At 66.4% G+C, this 19,710-nt stretch carries 20 protein-coding genes; 8 read left to right on the plus strand and 12 right to left on the minus strand.

All coding sequences use genetic code 11. The features are described 5' to 3' along the window. Nucleotides 1–38 precede the first annotated feature (38 nt). Entirely contained in the window at nt 39–1,865 is a 1,827-nt protein-coding gene (locus tag AX735_RS15285) for a cyclic nucleotide-binding and patatin-like phospholipase domain-containing protein (RefSeq protein WP_156447521.1), read from the plus strand. A 3-nt stretch (nt 1,866–1,868) separates the two neighbouring features. On the opposite strand, the gene AX735_RS15290 is transcribed toward AX735_RS15285, so the two are convergent. From AX735_RS15290 to AX735_RS15325, 8 genes are all read right to left on the minus strand, one after another. After that, the gene (locus AX735_RS15290) at nt 1,869–2,171 is read right to left on the minus strand and encodes a SemiSWEET family sugar transporter (protein ID WP_066282086.1); all 303 of its coding nucleotides are present in this window, start codon (nt 2,169–2,171) and stop codon (nt 1,869–1,871) included. Continuing rightward, complete coding sequence (locus tag AX735_RS15295; RefSeq protein ID WP_082751142.1) at nt 2,168–3,223, minus strand: mechanosensitive ion channel family protein; 1,056 nt, start codon at nt 3,221–3,223, stop codon at nt 2,168–2,170. The genes AX735_RS15290 and AX735_RS15295 overlap by 4 nt, the downstream gene beginning before the upstream one ends. Before the next feature lie 42 nt (nt 3,224–3,265). After that, on the minus strand, nt 3,266–3,898 hold the full coding sequence (locus tag AX735_RS15300; protein ID WP_066282089.1) for a Crp/Fnr family transcriptional regulator: 633 nt from the start codon (nt 3,896–3,898) through the stop codon (nt 3,266–3,268). Nucleotides 3,899–4,062: 164 nt separating this feature from the next. Next, complete coding sequence (locus AX735_RS15305) at nt 4,063–4,944, minus strand: hypothetical protein (RefSeq protein ID WP_066282091.1); 882 nt, start codon at nt 4,942–4,944, stop codon at nt 4,063–4,065. 146 nt (nt 4,945–5,090) lie between these two features. After that, nucleotides 5,091–5,948: a glucose 1-dehydrogenase gene (locus AX735_RS15310; RefSeq protein WP_066282093.1), complete on the minus strand. Its 858-nt coding sequence runs from the start codon at nt 5,946–5,948 to the stop codon at nt 5,091–5,093. Nucleotides 5,949–5,987: 39 nt separating this feature from the next. After that, the gene (locus AX735_RS15315; RefSeq protein WP_066282095.1) at nt 5,988–6,746 is read right to left on the minus strand and encodes a ZIP family metal transporter; all 759 of its coding nucleotides are present in this window, start codon (nt 6,744–6,746) and stop codon (nt 5,988–5,990) included. Nucleotides 6,747–6,759: 13 nt separating this feature from the next. Beyond that, nucleotides 6,760–7,632, minus strand: coding sequence for a manganese catalase family protein (locus tag AX735_RS15320; RefSeq protein WP_066282097.1), 873 nt, complete (start codon nt 7,630–7,632; stop codon nt 6,760–6,762). Nucleotides 7,633–7,689: 57 nt separating this feature from the next. After that, nucleotides 7,690–7,878 carry a hypothetical protein gene (locus tag AX735_RS15325; RefSeq protein ID WP_066282101.1) on the minus strand — a complete coding sequence of 63 codons (189 nt, stop codon included), beginning with the start codon at nt 7,876–7,878 and terminating at the stop codon, nt 7,690–7,692. Between the two features lie 235 nt (nt 7,879–8,113). On the opposite strand from AX735_RS15325, the gene glf reads away from it, so the two are divergent. Both glf and AX735_RS15335 read left to right on the plus strand, forming a co-directional pair. After that, nucleotides 8,114–10,453: a UDP-galactopyranose mutase gene (gene glf, locus AX735_RS15330; protein ID WP_066282104.1), complete on the plus strand. Its 2,340-nt coding sequence runs from the start codon at nt 8,114–8,116 to the stop codon at nt 10,451–10,453. Then, nucleotides 10,450–11,877 (plus strand): hypothetical protein, encoded by a 1,428-nt coding sequence (locus tag AX735_RS15335; protein WP_066282106.1) that lies wholly within the window; start codon nt 10,450–10,452, stop codon nt 11,875–11,877. The genes glf and AX735_RS15335 overlap by 4 nt, the downstream gene beginning before the upstream one ends. On the opposite strand, the gene AX735_RS15340 is transcribed toward AX735_RS15335, so the two are convergent. Genes AX735_RS15340 through AX735_RS15350 form a run of 3 tightly spaced genes read right to left on the minus strand, consistent with a single transcriptional unit; the run spans nt 11,874 to nt 13,555 of the window. Continuing rightward, nucleotides 11,874–12,419 (minus strand): CinA family protein, encoded by a 546-nt coding sequence (locus tag AX735_RS15340; protein WP_066282108.1) that lies wholly within the window; start codon nt 12,417–12,419, stop codon nt 11,874–11,876. The two genes, AX735_RS15335 and AX735_RS15340, sit on opposite strands and share 4 nt — an antisense overlap. A 15-nt stretch (nt 12,420–12,434) precedes the next feature. After that, nucleotides 12,435–12,938 carry a hemerythrin domain-containing protein gene (locus AX735_RS15345; RefSeq protein ID WP_066282110.1) on the minus strand — a complete coding sequence of 168 codons (504 nt, stop codon included), beginning with the start codon at nt 12,936–12,938 and terminating at the stop codon, nt 12,435–12,437. A gap of 23 nt (nt 12,939–12,961) precedes the next feature. Further along, nucleotides 12,962–13,555 carry a hemerythrin domain-containing protein gene (locus AX735_RS15350; protein ID WP_066282112.1) on the minus strand — a complete coding sequence of 198 codons (594 nt, stop codon included), beginning with the start codon at nt 13,553–13,555 and terminating at the stop codon, nt 12,962–12,964. A 155-nt stretch (nt 13,556–13,710) separates the two neighbouring features. Here AX735_RS15350 and AX735_RS15355 point away from each other — a divergent pair, with 155 nt between their 5' ends. From AX735_RS15355 to AX735_RS15375, 5 genes are all read left to right on the plus strand, one after another. Beyond that, nucleotides 13,711–13,959, plus strand: coding sequence for a hypothetical protein (locus AX735_RS15355; protein WP_066282115.1), 249 nt, complete (start codon nt 13,711–13,713; stop codon nt 13,957–13,959). A 21-nt stretch (nt 13,960–13,980) separates the two neighbouring features. Further along, the gene (locus AX735_RS15360; RefSeq protein WP_066282118.1) at nt 13,981–14,964 is read left to right on the plus strand and encodes a DNA topoisomerase IB; all 984 of its coding nucleotides are present in this window, start codon (nt 13,981–13,983) and stop codon (nt 14,962–14,964) included. A 74-nt stretch (nt 14,965–15,038) separates the two neighbouring features. Continuing rightward, complete coding sequence (otsB, locus tag AX735_RS15365) at nt 15,039–15,794, plus strand: trehalose-phosphatase (protein WP_171007763.1); 756 nt, start codon at nt 15,039–15,041, stop codon at nt 15,792–15,794. 8 nt (nt 15,795–15,802) lie between these two features. Further along, nucleotides 15,803–17,584 (plus strand): glycoside hydrolase family 15 protein, encoded by a 1,782-nt coding sequence (locus AX735_RS15370; protein ID WP_066282122.1) that lies wholly within the window; start codon nt 15,803–15,805, stop codon nt 17,582–17,584. Continuing rightward, nucleotides 17,581–18,999: an alpha,alpha-trehalose-phosphate synthase (UDP-forming) gene (locus AX735_RS15375; RefSeq protein ID WP_066282125.1), complete on the plus strand. Its 1,419-nt coding sequence runs from the start codon at nt 17,581–17,583 to the stop codon at nt 18,997–18,999. Before AX735_RS15370 ends, AX735_RS15375 begins: the two co-directional genes overlap by 4 nt. A 70-nt stretch (nt 19,000–19,069) precedes the next feature. On the opposite strand, the gene AX735_RS15380 is transcribed toward AX735_RS15375, so the two are convergent. Further along, on the minus strand, nt 19,070–19,710 hold a 641-nt coding region (locus AX735_RS15380), incomplete at its 5' end, for a DUF4142 domain-containing protein (protein ID WP_066282127.1).

Consider the following 19,710-nt stretch of genomic DNA (forward strand, 5'->3'; position numbering starts at 1 on the left):
CAATCGCGCGGGGACCAATGCCCCGGAGGGGATGATGGGTGACGCTGGAGCCTGATCACGAGCATGCGGATGGCAGTTTGCGCGACTGGATGCAGTCGGGTCTGTTCGCGGGCGTCGACCAGGCGGCGATCGACGCGCTGAGCGACCGCGCCCACCGGCTCGAGCTGCCAGCCGGCAACATTCTGGTGCGCCAGGGCGATCCTGCCGATTCGCTCTATTTCCTCGAGACCGGCCGCTTGCGCGTGCTGATCGAGACGCCGACCGGCAACAAGGCGGTGGCGCAGATCGAGGCGGGCGAGCCGGTGGGCGAACTCGCCTTTTTTGGCGGTGGCACGCGCACCGCGACGCTGCAGGCGAGCCGCGACAGCGTGGTGATGGTGCTCGACCGCGCGAGCTACGACGCCGTGGTCGCCGCCTATCCGCAGCTCGTCCCTGCCATCCTCACCGCCGTGACCCAGCGGCTTGCCGCAGTCACCGCCAAGACCCCGCCGATGGAGGCGCGGCTGCCGCGCGTCATCGCGGTGGTGCCATGCGGGTCGAGCCGGGTCGATCCGGCGCTGCTCGGCCGCCTGACCGATGCCATTCGCAAGACGGTGCCCGACGATCGTCAGGTGATGCTGGTGCGCGAAAGCGACGTGCCGCCCGGCCCCGCCAGCGCCTATCAGGCCTGGCTGCGCGAGCACGAGGCGCGGCGCGGCTATCTGCTGATCGATGCCTCGGGCGATCCCGAATGGGGCTCGCTGGTGTGCCGCAATGCCGACGGCCTCCTGATGATCGCCGAATCAGGCGCGAATCCGGCGATGAACCCGCTCGAACAGGCGGGCTGCGCGGCGATCGAACCACCCAATCGCACCTTGCTCGTCCTCCGCGCCGAGTCCGGGCAGCCGATCCGCGGCACCGCCGCCTGGCTGACCGGGCGCGATCCGCATCTGCACCACCACATGGCGCTCGACAGCGAGGCCGATTTCCGCCGCGTCGCGCGCTTCCTTACCGGACGCGCGGTGGGGCTGGTGCTCGCGGGTGGCGGCGCGCTGGGCTGCGCGCATCTGGGCATCGTGCGCGGGTTGCAGCGCTCGGGCGTGCCGATCGACCTGATCGGCGGCACCAGCGCGGGCGCGGCGATGGGCGCGGCGATCGCGCAAGGACTGTCGGTCGACCAGACGCTCGACCAGATGGAGGCGATGTTCATCGGCGCCAAGGCGATGCGGCGGTTTACCGTGCCGATCCATTCGCTGCTCGACCCCGCCGTGTTCGATGCCGAGCTCGAGGCGCGCTACGGCAATGCCGATATTGCCGACCAGCCGATCAATTTCTTCGCGATCTCCACCAACCTGTCGACCAACGACCTGCACGTCCATCGGCGCGGGGCGCTCTGGCACGCGGTGCGGGCCTCGGGATCGCTGCCGACCATCCTGCCGCCGTTCATCGATACCGACGGCAATATCCTGGTCGATGGCGGCGTGCTCGACAATGTGCCCGTCGTGACGATGCGCGCGCTCAAGTCCGGCCCCAATATCGTCGTGACGCTGGGCGAGGCGGGGCAGGTCTGGCGGATCAAGGCCGCGTACCAGTCGCTGAGAAGGCGCGGGCAGCTGATCCGCGACCTGCTGCTGCGGCGCAAGTCGGACAGCGATTTCCCCTCGATCGTCGAGATCATGCAGCGTTCGATGGTGGTGGCGAGCCGCATCGCTTCGCGGTCGATGCTGCGCGAGGGCGACATCTTGTTGAGCCCGCCGATCGTGCAAGGCATGCAGATTCTCGACTGGCATCTGGGGCGCAAGCAGGCCGAGCAGGCGGCGCATTATGCCGAGCAGCAGGTCGCGTCGTATCCGGACCTGCGCGCGCTGGCCGATCCGCCGGGCTGATCGTCAGCTGGTAGGATCAAGCCTTTCCGCAACCTCTTCGGTCTTGCGCTGCGGGAGCGCGGTCATGCCCAGGATGAACATCGCAAAGCACAGGCAGATCGCGTTGGGGATGATCAAGGCCCATTCGCCCTTGAGCAGCCCGAAGGTCGTCCAGGCGAGAAACGCGAGGCTGGTCAGCGCGAACATGCCCAGCGACAAGCCCTCGGTCGAGCGATCGCGGATGATCTTCCACGCCTGCGGGGTGAAGCTCGCCACCGAGGCGCACGCGCCCACGGTGCCGACAACGGAAATCCAGTCGAGGGTCATGATAGCTCCAGGGGTTCGAGCGCCAGGCGGCTGCGGTTGAGAGAATTGGGAAGTTCATTGGCCATGAAGCGCGCCACCGCCTCGCGCACGTCGCAGCGCAGGTCGAACAGTTCGCCGCCATTGCGCGCGCTCATCAGTACGCGCAGTTCGAGAATGTCAGCGGTCATGTCGGTCACCTGGAGCAGCGCGACGCGGCCATCCCACAGCCGGTGCCCGCGCACCGCGTCGAGCGCGACCTTGCGCACGCTCTCGACATCGGCGGCATGATCGGCATGGATCATCACCGTGCCCAGCAGATGGCTGGTCTGCAGCGTCCAGTTCTCGATCGGCTCCTCGAGCAGCTTCGAGACCGGAATGACCAGGCGGCGGTCGTCCCAGATCTTCAGCACGACATAGGTGAGCGTGATCCGTTCGACCCGGCCCCATTCGCCGCGATAGACCAGCACATCGTCGATCCGCACCGGCTCGGTAAAGGCAAGCTGGATGCCCGCGACCAGGTTCTTGAGCAGCGGCTGCGCGGCGACGCCGAAGGCCAAGCCGGCGAGGCCCGCCGAGGCGACCAGCGCAACACCGATCTCTCGTACCGCCGGAATCTTGAGCAGCAACAGGCCGATGCTGACCAGCCCGACGATGACAATCGCGATGCGGGCGAGAATGTCCGCGCGCGTTCGCCTGCGCCGCGCGGCGAGATTGTCCTCGGCGCTGACATCGGATCGCGCTTCGATATAGCCATGGACGAAACGGATGATCGCGATGACCAGCCAGCCCCAGAGCAGCGGCATGATCACCCGCACCGCGCCGGTCAGCGCGGCGGCGGCCTCGTCACCGCGCACCGCCAGGCTGTCGGTGCCGAGCAGCACCAGCGCGACCATGATCCAGCGCGAAGGCTGGCGGATCGAGGAAACCAGGGCCTCGTCCTGCAGCGTGCTGGTGCGCCGCGCGATGCGGTTGGCGATCGCCATGACGACGGCATGTGCAACCAGCGCAACCGCAACCATTGCCGCAGCCAGCGCGGGCGTGCGCAGCATTTCCCAGATTTCGGATTGGTCCATCAAGGGGTAACGGCGCACGCCCGATCGGGTTCAGCCATGGGTTCAGAAAAGCGGCTGATAATTGACCTGGTCGGCCAGTTCCTCGCGATCGAGGATCTCGAGACGGCAATTGACGAGGCGGATGACGCCGTCGGCGCGCATCTGCTGCAGCGTCCGGTTGACGTGCACCGACGAGATGCCGACGAGATCGGCGAGCAGTTCCTGGGTCAGCGGCATGTGATAGCTGTCGGCCTCGCCCTGGCCGCGCATCGCCAGCCGTTCGCCCAGCTCGAGGAACAGATGCGCCATGCGCTCATAGGCGCTCAGGCAGCCGAGGCGGAAGATGCTGTTCTCGAGCTGGCGCTCGATCAGCGCGCATTCCAGCTCGACCACGTCCGATTCGGGCAGCGAGCCGAACTCGATCAGCTGCAGACGGCTGATCGACATCACCGCGTGGTAGAAGCTGGGCTGGTTGCTGCGCCAGACGCCGATGATCTCGCCGGGCAGATACAGGTTGGTCAGCTGGCGCCGACCGTCAAAGGTGATGCGATATCCCGCCGCCCAGCCTTCCAGGACGAGTCGCGGCCGGACGACGGTGTCGCCCTGCTGGATGAAATCGCAGCGCGGCTCGATGGAACTGGGGGAGTGGCGGGGTTGAGACGGAAACGCGATCGGCAAGCTCGCATGGATGTTCATGATTACGGTGTCTCTCTGCTAGGTCCCTCCACTCGCACCCTTTCAGTTGGCTGAACGCCCGTCCTTATACTGGTATATGTTAGTGCCGGATTCGCGACGAGATGAAAAAAAGGGGGGGCGAAATGCCCCCCAAGTGTCTGAATTACCGCCAGAATTAACCCATGTTAAGTCTTGGGCTTCTCGGTCTTGCCCAGGCCGGAGGGCGAGTTGGACGCGCTGGCACCATCGCGCTCGTCATCCTGCCGGTTCTTCGAGCGCCATTCGCTGAACTCCTGGTCGAACTGGCTCTGGCGCTGCTGGTTGAAGCGGTCATAGTCGCTGTCGAGCTGCTCGATCTGCTTCTGGCGCCAGCTCGAATAATGCGGGTCGTGCTGGTGCCGGTGTCCCGAGCTGTCGCCCTGCTGGCCCCAACCTTGCAGTCCGCCGCCCTGCTGGTTCTGGCCGCCCTGGAAGGACTGACCATAGCCACGCTGGCTGCCTCCACCGGACTGGCCGCCATAGCCACCGCCCGACTGGCCCCAGTTGCTGCCATTGCCGCCCTGCTGGTCATAGCCGCTGGGCTGGCCATAGCCCTGATTCGACTGACCATAGCCCTGGCCCGACTGGCCATAGCCCGACGAACGGTTCTGCTGGCCCTGGCCTGCGCCGCCCCAGCCGCCACCTTGGGCGAAGCCGCCGACCTGGGCATAGTCCTGACCCGACTGGCCGAAGCCGCTGCCGCCGCCCTGGCCCGAGCCCCCACCGCCATATTGCGCGGGATCGGCGAAATGGCCGCCATGCTGCCAGTTGCTGCCCCCCTGCTGGTGCGACTGGCCCGACGAGCCGGACTGGCCCCAGCCGCCGCCCTGGTTGTTGCCGCCCTGCTGGCCGCGCTGGTAATCACCCTGCCCGCGCTGGCCCCAGTTATCGCCCTGCTGCTGGTGGGGCTGGCCCTGCCCGGCATAGCCGGATTGATGGCTCGCCGAGCGCGCATAGTCGTTTTCCTGTCGGCGCTGACCTTGCTGATTGCTGTCACTGTCGTTCCAGTTCTGATTGTTATCAGCCACTTGAGACTTCCTTTCCTGCATTGCGGTTGCGCTTCTCGGGGAAGCAGAAGCGCTCCGGACCGCTGCGGCCATTGTCAGGACGCAGGATGGCAGCGGCCCTTGCACAGGTTAGGAACGGCGCGGCTCGTCGCACCGCTCGCCGCAAATCAGCTTCCGACGATCACCCCTCCATTGGGGTGCAGCACCTGCCCGCTCATGTAACTCGAATCCTCGCAGGCGAGGAACAGGAAGCACGGCGCGACCTCGTTCGGCTGGCCGGGGCGTCCCATCGGGGTCGATTCGCCGAAATGCTCGAGCTTCTCCTCGCTCGCGCCGCCGCAGGGGTTGAGGGGAGTCCAGATCGGTCCCGGCGCGACGCCGTTCACGCGGATGCCCTTTTCGACCAGATTCTGCGACAGGCTGCGCGTGAACGCGGTGATCGCACCCTTGGTCGCCGAATAGTCGAGCAGCTCGTCCGCGCCCTTGTACATCGTCACCGAGGTGCAGTTGATGATTGTCGCGCCGGATTTGAGATGCGGCATCGCGGCCTGGACCATGTAGAACATGCCATAGACATTGGTCTGGAAGGTGCGCTTGAGCTGCTTGTCCGAAATGTCGGTAATCTCCTTGTCGGGATGCTGCTCGCCGGCATTGTTCACCAGAATGTCGATCTGGCCGAACGTGCGGATGGCAAGGTCGATGACCTCGCGGCAATGGTCGCGCTCGCCGATATCGCCCGCGATGATCACCGCCTTGCCGCCTTCTTCCTCGACCATCTCGGCCGTGGCCTCGGCATCGGTGTCCTCCTCGAGATAGCTGATCACGACATTCGCGCCCTCGCGCGCGAACAGCACCGCCACCGCGCGGCCGATCCCCGAATCGCCGCCGGTGACGACCGCGACCTTGCCCTCAAGCCGACCCGAACCGGGATAGCGCGGCTGCCATTCGGGCTTGGGGTCGAGCTCGGCCTCGAGGCCGGGCAGTTCGGCTTCCTGCATCTTCGATACGGCCTTGGTCTTGGTCATGGGGAAGATCCTTTGATGAGGGGAGGGTGCGTGCCCGGCTCAACCCAGGGTCACGTCGAGAAACATCATGATCGCCAAACCCGCCATCAGCGCAGGGGTTGCCGACCCGTGCTCGATCCGGCGGCTGGTTCCGGGGATGATGTCAGCCATCACGACGAACAGCATCGCGCCGGCCGAAAAGCCCAGCGCCCAGGGAAGCGCAGCGGTCGAGGTCTGGACGATGGCGACGCCGATCGCCCCGCCGAACGGTTCGATGAGCCCGGTCATGAGCGCCGCGAGAATGCAGCGCGCGCGGCTCCATCCCAAGGTCGAGAGCGCGGCCGCCACCGCCATCCCTTCCGGAATGTTCTGGATGCCGATGCCAAGCGCGGTCGCCCAGCCCAGGCTGGCATCGCCCGACATGAAGCTGACGCCGACCGCAGTGCCTTCGGGGATGTTGTGCAATGTCACCGCGAGGATGAACAGCAGGATGCGCCGATGTTCGGCATCGTCGGCAAGCCAGCCGGGCAGCTTCGCCAGCCGGGCGCGCGCGATCCGATCGATGCCGCGGCCGAGCTGCGCCATCGCCAGCGCACCGAGCAGCACCGCGCCGATTACGATCACCGCCGCCATCTCGCGCGACGATCCGGTGGCCTCGGCCCGCGCGATGCCGGGGATGATCAGCGAAAAGAACGCGGCCGCGATCATCACCCCGGCGGCAAAACCCATCAGCAGGTTCTGCCGCCGGGCATCGGGCGCGCGCCCGAGCATGACCACCACCCCGCCCAAGCCGATGGATGAACTGGCGATCCTGGGCATCGTCACGTCAGGCTCAGACCTGCTTCATGCCGAGTTCGGCACCGGTGACCGGATCGACCGTGGGGTCCGATGCGGTGCGCTCGGCCATCGCCATGACGGTGCGCAGCTGGTCCTTGGGCAGTTCGACCTCGGCGGTGCCGTCGCCGCCATCGACCGGACCATGCGCCTCGAGATCGTCGATCCGCTGCCACTGGTCGCCGCTGTTCCACGGGCCTTCGGTATCGCCGGGGCCGGTCGACGCGTTGACATAGAGCGAATCATAATCACCCATCGCGCCAAGCTTACCCGGCGGGAAATTGTCCGCGATCGTGTAGAGCGCCTTTTCGAACGACTTCTGATGGGCGATTTCGCGCGTCATCAGAAAGCCCAGCGCATCCTTGATGCCCGGATCATCGGTGACGTTGATCAGCCGCTCGTAGACGATCTTGGCGCGCGATTCGGCGGCGATGTTGCTGCGCAGATCACAGGTCGGGTCGCCGCGCGAATCGACATAGGCCGCGGTCCATGGCACGCCCGACGAGTTGGTGAGCGCGGGGCCGCCGCCATAGAGGATCGCCTGGGTGTGGCTGTTGCCGCCGGCGGTGAGCGAGCGGTACAGGTCCGCCTCCTCCAGCGCGGCTTCGGCCAGATCGCCCTTCGCGCCCTTGTTGAGCATCGCGACGATCGATCCGATCACCTCGAGATGGCTCAGCTCCTCGGTGGCGATGTCGAGCAGCATGTCCTTGCGGCCGGGGTCCTCCTCGGCCAGGCCCTGCGTGAAATAGCGCATCGCGGCGGCAAGCTCGCCATCGGGGCCGCCGAACTGTTCGAGCAGCAGCGAACCGAGCACCGGGTTGGGCTCGGACACGCGGACGGTATATTGCAGGCGTTTGTTATGGGTGAACATGCTGGGGTTCCTTGGGAAAAGGGCACGCCCCGGACCGCGACGATCCGGGGCTTGCGATCAGGTGGCGGTGGTCGTGGGATGCGCCGTCGTCACGGTGGCGGCATTGCCGACACGCTCGTCGCGGCGCAGCGTGCGCGGGATGGTGTTGTGCTTCGGCGCAGGCAGCGCGAGCGTGATCAGCGCACCGATCAGCGGCACGCCCATGATCCACAAGGGCAGCAGCGGAAAGCCGAGAAAATAGGTCATGGCGGGGTCTCCATCATCGCCGGGGCGGGGTGTCCCGGCAGGATGGCGCAAGGCTGGGCCTCGATCGGTCCGCGCCCAATAACATGGGTCAGCTTCCCCCAAATTGGCCGGAAGCGCGGGGCCTCACCTATGTAAGATTGCCGGGAGCCACGCTCGGCTAGGTGCCGGATCAGTCCGCTAGCGACACGCCCGTCCGTTCCAGGACCGGCGGCCACCTTCGATCCGGAGATACCCGATGCACCGCCCGTTCCAGCACAGCCAGACCCCTGCCCTTTCGGCGCGCCCGGTGATCGTCTGTTTCTCGCACCTTCGCTGGGACCTGGTGTTCCAGCGGCCGCAGCACATCATGACCCGTCTCGCCGGCCAGTTCGACGTGACCTATTGGGAGGAGCCGCACTTCGATGCGGCGTGCGATTCTCCCCGGCTCGACCGCAGCAGCGTCGAAGGCGGGGTGACGCGGCTGGTTCCGGTGCTGCCCGAAGGGCTGGACGGCACCGCCATCGATCGGGCGCTAGGCGCGTTGCTCGAGGCCGAGGTCGCAGGGCACCGGGGGCCTCTGGTCTTCTGGTACTATACCCCGATGATGCTGGCGTTCAGCGCCGGCCTGCAGCCCGATTTCACCGTCTATGACTGCATGGACGAGCTCGCCAATTTCGCCTTCGCGCCCGCCGATATCGCCCAACGCGAGGCGAGCCTGATGGCGCGTGCCGACCTGGTGCTGTGCGGCGGACGCAGCCTGTACGAGGCGCGGCGCACCCGCCATCCCAACGTGCACTGCTATCCATCGGGCGTCGACATCGCGCATTTCGCGCGCGATGCGAGGACCACGGCAGAGCCCGGGGATCAGGCGCATCTGCCGCGCCCGCGCCTCGGCTTTTATGGCGTGATCGACGAGCGCATGGACCTCGCGCTGCTCGCCGAGCTCGCGGCGCTGCGCCCCGACTGGGCGTTCGTGATGATCGGCCCGGTGGTCAAGATCAGCCCCGACGATCTGCCCCGCGCGGCCAATATCCATTGGCTGGGCGGGCGCGATTATGCGCGGCTGCCCGATTATGCCGTGCACTGGGACATCGCGCTGATGCCCTTCGCGCTCAACGCCTCGACGCGCTTTATCAGCCCGACCAAGACGCCCGAATACATGGCGAGCGGGCTGCCCGTCGTCTCGACCCCAATCGCCGATGTCGTCACCACTTACGGCGCGCTCGGCAGCATCCGCATTGCGGGCGATGCGCGCGGCTTCGTCTCGGCCTGCGAGGCTTTGCTCTGCGCCGATTCGCGCACCCGCGCCGCGTGGAAGGCCGAGGCGCAAACGTGCCTTGCCGACAAGAGCTGGGACGGCACCGTCGCCCGCATCGCGCGCCAGCTGCAGGACGGTCTCTTCGCGCGGCAGGTCGCGCGGATTTCGAGCGCACGGCCGGCGAACTGCGCGCGTCATTACGACGTGCTCGTCGTCGGCGCGGGCTTCGCCGGTGCGGTCATGGCCGAGCGGATTGCTTCGGGATCGGGCAAGTCGGTGCTGGTCATCGACAAGCGGCCGCATGTCGCGGGCAATGCCTATGACCATCACGACGATGCGGGCATCCTGGTCCACAAATACGGGCCGCATATCTTCCACACCAACAGCCGCGACATTCTCGACTATCTGTCGCGCTTCACCGGCTGGCGGCCCTATGAGCATCGCGTGCTCGCCTATGTCGACGGCCAGCTGGTGCCGATGCCGATCAACCGGACCACGCTCAATGCGCTCTACGGCATGAACCTCGAGACCGAGGAGGAGGCCGCCGCGTATCTGCAATCGGTCGCGATCGATGTCGGCGAGGTGCGCAATTCGCGCGATACCGTGGTGTCGCAGGTGGGACAGGACCTCTATGCCAAGTTCTTCGAAGGCTATACCCGCAAGCAATGGGGCGTCGATCCGCGCGAGCTCGACAAGTCCGTCGCGGCGCGCGTGCCGGCACGGACGAATACCGATGACCGATATTTTACCGATGCGCATCAGTGCATGCCCGACAAGGGCTATACCAGGATGTTTCGCAAGATGCTGAACCACCCGCAGATCGACGTGCTGACCGGCCAGGGCTATGACGATCTGCCCGAGACGATCAGCTGGGACCATCTGGTCTGGACCGGACCGATCGACGAATATTTCCACCATCGCCTCGGGCATCTGCCCTATCGTTCGCTGCGCTTCGAGCACGAGACGCTGCCCCAGGAACAGGTGCAGCCGGTCGCGACGGTCAACTATCCGGATTATGACGTGCCCTATACCCGCATCACCGAGTTCAAGCATCTGACCGGGCAGCAGGCCGAGGTGACCAGCATCATGCGCGAATATCCTGCGGACGAGGGCGATCCCTACTATCCGGTGCCCAATCCGGCGGCGCAGGACATGTACCGGCGCTATGCGGCGCTGGCGCGCGATTGCCCGGAGGTGACCTTTGTCGGGCGGCTCGCCACCTATCGCTATTACAATATGGACCAGATCGTCGGCCAGGCGCTGGCGACCTGGCGCAGGCTCGATGCGCGCTGGCGGCTCGAATCGCTCTCGACCCTGGGTGTGGTGGCCGCCGAATGAAGCATGTTGCCGAGCTCGAACCGGCCGCGATCCGCCGCGTTTCCGCCCCGCATCCCGAACGGGACTGGGTGCGGTGCGCTGCCAACGCGCCCTATTTCCAGACCGAATCGGGCGCGGCCTGGGCACCGGTCGGGCATAACGAGGCTATCACCTGGCCGCATCTCGCGCCGCTCTATCGCCGGCAGGATGTCGCATCGGTCGACCGGCATTTCGCCGCGCTGAAAGCGAGCGGGGTCAATTGCCTGCGCCTGATGCTCGATTACAACCAAGTCCGCTACCGCCATCTGGAAAGCCGCTGCGGCCATTTCAGCCCGGCGATGGTGCGGCTGTGGGACGATCTGATCCAGCTCGGCGAGCGGCACGACATCCGCTTCCTGCTCACCCCGTTCGACACCTTCTTCATGGCGCGGCGCTGGAAGACGCACCCTTATGCGCAGGCGACCGGCGGCCCGTGCAAGTCGCCGCGCCACATGTTCACCTGCGAAGCCACGCGCGCAGCGATCATCAACCGGCTGCTGTTCGCCACCCGCCGCTGGGGGCACAGCCAGGCGGTGTTCGGCTGGGACCTGTGGAACGAGATCGACAGCTTCTATGCCGGCGGCGACATGGCGGCGGTGCACGATTTTGTCGGCGAGGTTTCGGCAGCGCTACGGGCCGAGGAGCTGCGCGTGCATGGCCGCAGCCATCCGCAGACGGTGTCGGTCTATCTCCCCAACCTGCTGCTCCGCCCCGATCTGGGCGAAGTGATCTTCCGCCACCCCTCGCTCGATTTCGCCAGCGTGCACCTGTACGAAAAGGGCACGATCGACCATCCGCGCGGTACGCTCGCGCCGGCCGAGGCGACCGCGCGGCTGATGACGGCGGCGGTCGAGCAATGCCCGGTCGATCGCCCGCTGCTCGATACCGAGCACGGCCCGATCCATGCCTTCAAGGACCGGCACATCACGCTGCCGGACGATTTCGACACCGAGCTGTTCCGTCGCATGCAATGGGCGCATCTGGCGAGCGGCGGCGCAGGCGGCGGCATGCGCTGGCCCTATCGCCACCCGCATGTGCTGCTGCCCGCGATGCACGAGGCGCAGGGCGTGCTTGCGCGCTTCCTGCCGCTGATCGACTGGTCGGACTTCCGCCGCCAGCCGCTCGGCGAACGGTTGCGCGCACCGGGCTTCGATGGCCTTGCGACCGGCTGCGGCGACGCCCATCAGGCGATCGTGGTGCTGATGGCCAATCGCGCGCAATGCGGCCATGCATCGACGCTCGACATTCAGGGCCTGGAGCCCGGCGTGTACAGCGTCACCCAGGTCGACACGCTGACCGGCGAGGCGGAAACCGCGCAGCTCCAGACGATGCAGGACGGCACATTGACGGTGCTGGCGGGCGGCACCGGGCAGGATATCGCGCTGGCAATCACGCGCGCCAGCTAGGAAAGGCTGCGGTCCTTAGCTGTGCGCAGCCCGATCGCGAGCGCGGCGAGCGTGACCATGTTGCGGATGTCGCGCCGCGGCCGCTCGCCGTAATCGACGCGATAGACCCAGGACTGGTCGGGCACAGCCACGCCGATATGCGCGACGCCCGCGCCCTCGCTTTCGTCAGGGTCCGAGGCGCCGGCAAAGCCGGTGATCGCGAGCGAAAGCTGCGCATCGGCAAGGCACAGGCTGTTCTCGGCGAGCGCGCGCGCCACCGGTTCGCTCACCGCGCCCTGCTCGTCGATCAGCCCCGGATCGATGCCCAGCATGTCGTGCTTGGCCGCGACCGAATAGCAGACGTAGCCCCGGTCGAGGCAATGGCTCAGCCCCTCGACATCGGTGAGAAGCGACGACAGGAAGCCGCCGGTGCAGCTTTCCGCCGTCGCCAGCTTCCATTCCATCCGGTCGAGCATCGCGAGCAGCGCCCGCGCCGCCGATTTCAGCTGGCCATGGTCGGGCACCACACGTTCGTCGCGCTCCTGTTCGGGCGCTTCGCTCATGCCCGGCCCGTGCGTTCAGCTCGCCAGCGCGACCAGTTCGGGCCGGGGCAGGCCTTCGGCCTTGGCCTGGGCGAGCAGTCGCTGCTTCAGCTCGGCCATCTGCCCGCCCAATGCGACCAGGTCGATCTCAGCCTTGCGCACCTGCGCAAAGATGCTGCCGCGCTGGCGCTCCTCCTCATAGACATGGTGCTCGACCTGCTCCTTCAGCACGCTGACCTTGGCGTCATAATAGGCGTCCGAGGGCGTGCCCTGTTGCAGCGAGAGGATCAGCGTCTTGGCGCTGTCATGCTCGACCTGCGCCTCGTCCATCATGTCGTCGTCGACCGCCTCGCGGATCGCAGGATAGAAGACCTGTTCCTCGACCATCGCGTGGATGGTCAGCTCCTGGCAGATCTGCTGCACGATCTTCTGCTGCGCTGCCTCACCGCGCGCATTGTCGTATTTCTCGAACAAGGCTTCCACCGTGCGGTGATCGTCGGCGAGCATCTGCAACGCGTCGCGGCTTTCCTTCTGGGCCATGTCTCTCTCCTTTGTCGAACGGGTCAGGCGAGAATCAGCCCGGCCATGTTCATCTCGCGGCTGAGCTTCCTGTTCTCCTCGTCGCTCAGGCGCTCGCGCAGCGCGGGGAACAGCTCTTGCTCTTCCTGGCGCATATGCTCCTCGAGCGCGCTGCGCAGGCGGCCGAGCGTCTCGCCGAATGCTAGATCGCCCTTGTCCATATGGCCGAGTTCGTAGAGCATCGCCTTGACCTCGCCATGGTCGCTGTTGAGCGATTTCGCCGCCTCGTCCTCGCCGCCCTGGGCCAGCACGGGATAGATCACATTCTCTTCCTGCATCGCGTGCTTGGTGATCATGTGCTTTAGGTTCATCAGCAGCATGGCGCGGCGATCGGTCTGCTCGGGCGAGAGCTGTTCAAGCTTGTCGATCACGGCCAGCGTCGCCTTGTGCTCCTTGATCAGCCCTTCGCACCAGTCCTGCGCCATGGCAGTCGGGGCCTGGACCGCCATCTTGCGGCCGATATTGGCGATCGCCGCCACGCCTGCGGTGAGCAGCAAGCCCTTGACCGAGCTGCTCAGGATCGAGCTACCGCCCTGTCCATTGGGGGTGCGTCCATTGTGCGTTCGTGAATGGGCCATGGCTATTCCTCTCGATGGGGGCCGCCGATTCGGGGAGGGGGCGGCTTCGGACCCTGTGTCGCGCAGCTGCGAACAACCCACACCGGCCTATGTTAGCGCCCCGCGCAATTGCCGCGCCTAGTCCTTGCAGCCTCATTTTCGAGGAGGACGGAGCCATGACCAACAAGAAGCGTATCCCCGACGACATGGAAGCGCGGACCGGCAAGGGCGGTGCGGGGGAATCGGGTGGCGGCGCCTATCCCAACCCGCATACCGGCAAGGAGCTGCGCGGCGAAAAACGGGGTTTCATCGAAGGTGGACAGAGCGAGAACCGCTATTACGGGCCGAAAGATGCGCAAGGCAATGCCGCCAAGAATGCCGGGCGCGACGATCTGGCAGGCGACAAGGACCATGAGGGCATGTGATCTGCCCGGCGCGCCTGCCCGATGAGCAAGGAAGGCGCGCTGGTCTTCACGACCGACGACATGCCCGGCATCACCCGCAAGCGGCGCGGCAAGGGCTTCAGCTATCATGACAACAAGGGCAGGCTGATCCGCGACAAGGCGGTGCGTAAGCGCATCGACAGCCTCGCCATTCCGCCGGCCTATGAGCAGGTGTGGATCTGTCCCGACCCGAACGGCCATCTGCAGGCGACCGGGCGCGATGCGCGCGGGCGCAAGCAGTTTCGTTATCACCCCGCTTATCGCGAGCAGCAGGAGGCGGCCAAGTTCGCGCGGCTTGCCAGTTTCGGCGCCAAGCTTCCCGCGATCCGCGAACGGGTGGAGAAGGATATTTCCTCAAAGGGAACATCGCGCACCTGCGTGATGGCGACGATCATCCACCTGCTCGACTGCACCGCGATCCGCATCGGCAATGCGCTGTACGCCAAGCAGAACCGCTCCTATGGCCTGACGACGCTGCACTGCCGCCATGTCGCGCTCCAGGCCTCCGAAATCCGATTCCGCTTCAACGGCAAGAGCGGGCGCAAATGGGACGTGTCCTTGCGCCACCGGCGCGTCGCCAAGGTGCTGCGCGGCCTGCAGGAGCTGCCCGGACAGCAGCTCTTCCGGTACAGGGATGGTGACGAGCTGCGCAGCGTCACCTCGGACGATATCAACGCCTATCTGCGCGAGATCGGCGGCGAGGATTTTTCGGCCAAGGATTTCCGCACCTGGTGCGGCACCGTCACCGCCTGTTCGGCATTGTGCGAGCTGCGCCAGCAGGAACAGCCGCCGGCGACCGAGAAGGCGATCCGCGAGGCAGTGGCGCGCGCCGCCGATGCGCTGGGCAACACGCCGACGATCTGCCGTCAGTCCTATATCCACCCGCAGCTGCTCGAAGCCTATCGCGACGATGACCCGATGTTCCGCCGCACCGACCCGGACGAGGCCGAACCGGCGGTGCTCAAGCTGCTGAAAAAGCGCCGTTGAGGGGAACCTGCACGGCGTTGGCGCGTGTCCCTTGCACACCTTCATGGATGGACCCGAAAAGGAGCCGCAGCCGCGTGCCTGACAGCCTTGTGCATTTGATCGTCCCCGCCGAGACCCATCAGGAGGCGAGGCCATTGGCGCTGCTGCTCGATTTTGACGGGACACTGGTCGAGATCGGCGACACGCCCGATGCTGTCGCGATCAGCCCGGCGATGGCCGACACGCTGGCCGAGGCGTCGCGCACCCTGGCCGGCCGCATCGCGGTGGTCAGCGGCCGCTCGCTCGAACAGCTGCACCACTTGCTGCCTCCCGCACTGGCAGGCGGCGTGATCGCGGCCAGCCATGGCCAGGAGCTGAGCGTCGACGGTGCGGTCCAGGCCCCTCGCCCCACACGGCTTTTCGCCGATCTCGCCTTCGAGGCGGCACTGCATTTCGAGGACTTTCCCGGGATCGTCATCGAGGAGAAGAGCTTCGGACTGGGTGTGCACTACCGATTGATGCCGCAGTTGCGCGACCGGGCGGAGCAATGGGCGATGGCCCAGGCCGCGTCGCACGGGCTGATCGTGCAGCAGGGCGACATGGTGTTCGAACTGCGACCCGGCGGATCGGACAAGGGCGATGCGGTGCGCGCCATCATGGCGCTGGATCGCTTTGCCGGGAGCGTGCCGGTGTTCATCGGCGATGATCTGACCGACATTCCTGCGTTTGAGGCGACGCGCGCGCTGGGCGGCCAGGCGATCAGCGTCGGCTCGCGCACGGCCGATCACAGCGACGAGCGTCTCGACAGCGTCGAGGGCGTGCGTCGGCGTATCGCGGCGCTGATCGCGTGAGTGCGGCGATGAAGGACGCCATGAACCTCTGGCCCATCGGCAATTGCGAGATCGCCGCTCTGGTCGATCCCAATGCGCGCATCGCGTGGGGATGCCTGCCGCGCTTCGATGGCGACCCGGTGTTCTGCTCGCTGCTCGAGCCGAAGCAGGACCATGGCTTTTGGGACATCGTGCTCGAGAATTGCGCGCATACCGAGCAGCACTATATCCGCAACACCCCCGTGCTGGTCACGCGCATGTCGTGCAATGCGGGCAATGTCATCGAGGTCATCGATTTCATGCCGCGCTTCCCGCGTCATGGCCGCATGTTCCGCCCGGTGGCGATCGCGCGCATCGTCCGCGTGATCAGCGGGTCCCCCCGCATCTCGGTCCGGCTGCGCCCCGCTTATGCCTGGGGCGAGGGTTCGCCCCGGCTCACATCGGGCTCCAATCACATACGCTATATCCTGGGCGAGCAGGTCCAGCGATTGACCTCGAACGCCCCTTTGGGGTGGATCCGGGACGAGCGCATGTTCAGGGCAGAACGCGACCTCTATTTCTATTTCGGCCCCGACGAGGGGTTCGACGCGCAGCTAGAGGCGCGGATGGAAGCGATGTTGGACGAGACCGTCTCGACCTGGCAGCACTGGGTGCGCGGGCTCAACCTGCCGCTCGAATGGCAGGAGGCGGTGATCCGGTCTGCGATCACGCTGAAGCTGTGCCAGTACGAGCAGACCGGCGCGATCGTCGCGGCGCTGACCACGTCGCTGCCCGAACATGCCGATTCGGGGCGCAACTGGGACTATCGCTTCTGCTGGATCCGCGATGCCTATTTCACCGTGCAGGCGCTCAACCGGCTCGGCGCGCTCGACGTGCTCGAATCCTACCTGCATTACTTACGCAACATCGTCGATGCGGCGCGCGGCGGGCATATCCAGCCGCTCTACGGCATCGGCGGCGAGGCAACGCTGACCGAGCATGACATGCCCGGCCTTGCCGGTTTTGCCGGCATGGGCCCGGTGCGGTCGGGCAACCAGGCCTATGAGCAGATCCAGCACGACGCCTATGGCCAGATCGTGCTGTCGAGCGTGCAGGCGTTTTTCGACCAGCGGCTGCTGCGCCAGGCGACGGTGCAGGATTTCGAGGCGCTCGAAGTCGTCGGCCACCGCGCCTTTGCGATGTTCAACGAACCCGATGCGGGCCTATGGGAGCTGCGCACCCGCGCGCATGTGCATACCTATTCCGCCGCGATGTGCTGGGCGGCGTGCGATCGGCTCGCCAATGCGGCAGGCGCGATCGGACGGCCCAAGGCGGCGATGTTCTGGGGCGAACGCGCCGAGCATATCCGCCAGCATATCGACGCCCATGCCTGGAGCCATGCGGGCAACCATTATTCGGCGGTGCTCGGCGAACGCACGCTCGATGCCAGCCTGTTGCAGCTGCTCGACCTCAAGTTCATCCGCGCCGACGATCCGCGCTTCATCGCGACGCTCGATGCGATCGAGGGCGGTCTGCGCCGGGGCAGCCATATGCTGCGCTATGCCGATGAGGACGATTTCGGGCCGCCGCAATCGGCGTTCAACGTATGCACCTTCTGGTTGATCGAGGCGCTGCACGCCACCGGCCGCTATGGCGATGCGCGCGCGCTGTTCGAGGAAATGCTGAGCCGGCGCACCCCTGCCGGGCTGCTGTCCGAAGATATCGACCCCAGCACAGGCGCGCTGTGGGGCAATTACCCGCAAACCTATTCGCTGGTGGGGCTGATCCAGTGCGCAGGCCTGCTCTCCCGGCCCTGGAGTGACGCACGATGAACCGTCTGATCTGCATATCCAACCGCGTCCAGGCCGCCAATGGCGGCGCGAGCAGCAACCGCGGCGGGCTGGCGGTCGCGCTGTCCGCCGCGCTGCGCGAAAGCAACGGCATCTGGTTCGGCTGGTCGGGCGAGCAGACCGACCATTTCACCGGCCAGATCAGCTTCCGTCGCCAGGACGGGGTCGCCACCGCGACGATCGACCTGGAGGCGCAGGATATCGAGGAATATTATAACGGCTTTGCCAACCGCACTTTGTGGCCGCTCTTCCACTACCGGCTCGATCTGACCGAGATCGCGCGCGACTTTGCCGGGGGCTACGCCCGCGTCAATCAGCGCTTTGCCGAGACGGTGGCGCCGCTGATCGAGCCCGACGACATGATCTGGGTGCACGATTATCACTTGATGCCGCTCGGCCAGCGCTTGCGCGAGCGCGGCTTTGCCAACCGGCTCGGCTTCTTCCTGCACACCCCCTGGCCGCCCGCCAGCCTGATGATGTCGCTGCCCGGCCATCGCGAGCTGGTGAAGAGCCTGCTCAGCTATGACGTGATCGGCTTTCACACCGACGAATGGCGCGCCTCGTTCATCGACTATATTGTCACGCATCTCGGCGCCGAGCTCGACGGCGATCATGCGCTGCTCGACGGGCGATCGACCCGGCTGCTGATCTGCCCGATCGGGCTCGATACCGCCGAATTCACCTCGGCGCTGGGCACGCCCGCCGCGCGCGATGCCGAACAGCGGCTGATCACCAGCGCGGTCGGACGGCAGGTGATCGTGGGCGTCGACCGGCTCGATTATTCCAAGGGGCTGCAGGAGCGCTTCCTCGCCTATGAGCAGCTGCTCGCCACCCGGCCCGAATTGCGCGAGAAGCTGTTCCTGCTGCAGATCGCGCCGCCCTCGCGCGGCGACGTGCCGAGCTATCAGCAGATCCGCGCAGAGCTCAACGCGCTGTCGGGCGGGATCAACGGCGAGTTCGCCTCGATCGACTGGGTGCCGGTGCGCTATGTCAACAAGGGCTATGCGCGCGAGGAGCTGTTCGGGATCTACCGCGCCTCGCGCGTCGGGCTGGTCACGCCCTTGCGCGACGGGATGAACCTGGTCGCCAAGGAATATGTCGCGGCGCAGGACCCCGAGGACCCCGGCGTGCTGGTGCTTTCGCGCTTTGCCGGAGCCTCGGTGCAGCTCGATGCCGCGCTGATCATCAACCCGCACAGCAGCGAGGACATGGCCGATGCCATCGCGCGCGCGCTCACCATGCCGCTCGAGGAACGCCGCGAGCGGCATGCCGCGATGCTCGCTTCGGTGGTCAAGCAGGACGTGCGCTGGTGGAGCGCGCGCTTCATCGCCGCGCTGCAACCGCCCCAGCCCAGCGAGGACCGGCCCCGGCTTGCGCTCGCCGGGGGCAAGGGCTGAGTTTCCTCGCCGCAAAAAAATGGCGACCCGAAGGCCGCCAGTGAGGTGGAGAGAAGAAGCGGTTCCCCGCTTATTGATCGGTGGTGGAGCCGGTCGCGCGCGGGGCGCGGTTGGTGCTGGCCGATTCGCCCGCCGCAGCCGGATTGCCGTCCTGCATCGCGCCGCTGCGGTTGCCGGTGCCCACGCCTGCAGTCGTGCCGTTCGCACCGCCGCCATTCTGTTCCAGCCAGTCGTGATGCTTCTGGACCACCGGGATGACCTGCGTCGCGAAGCCCTTGAGCTCGGCATTGTCGCCGCTCTGGGCATAGCCCTGGTGCAGCGCCAGCGCCTTGCGGTGCGCCGCCATCTGCTGGGTCATATACTCGCGGTCAAAGGCCTCGCCCTTGGCCGCCTTCAGCCGGTCGATCATCGCCTGATGCTCGGCATCGAGCCGCGCAGGAGGCTGGGTGCCCAGATTGGCACGCGTCACCACCGCCTTCATGTCCTGCGAGGACTTGGTGTGATCGGTGACCATCATCCGGCCGAAATCCTTGACCGCTTGTGACTGGCCGTTCTTCGCCGCCAGCTCGCCCGCCTGGATCTCGTACATGTCCGAATTCGCCGCCTGCACGACATAGGCTCCGGTCAAGCCCGGCGCGGCCGACATGGCCGGGTCATCGGCGGCGTTGGTCGCCATGTCGCCCTGCTGCATGTCGGCGGCATCGCCATCCG

Origin of the sequence: Blastomonas sp. CCH1-A6, assembly GCF_001556365.1 — a bacterium.
GTDB lineage: Bacteria > Pseudomonadota > Alphaproteobacteria > Sphingomonadales > Sphingomonadaceae > Blastomonas > Blastomonas ursincola.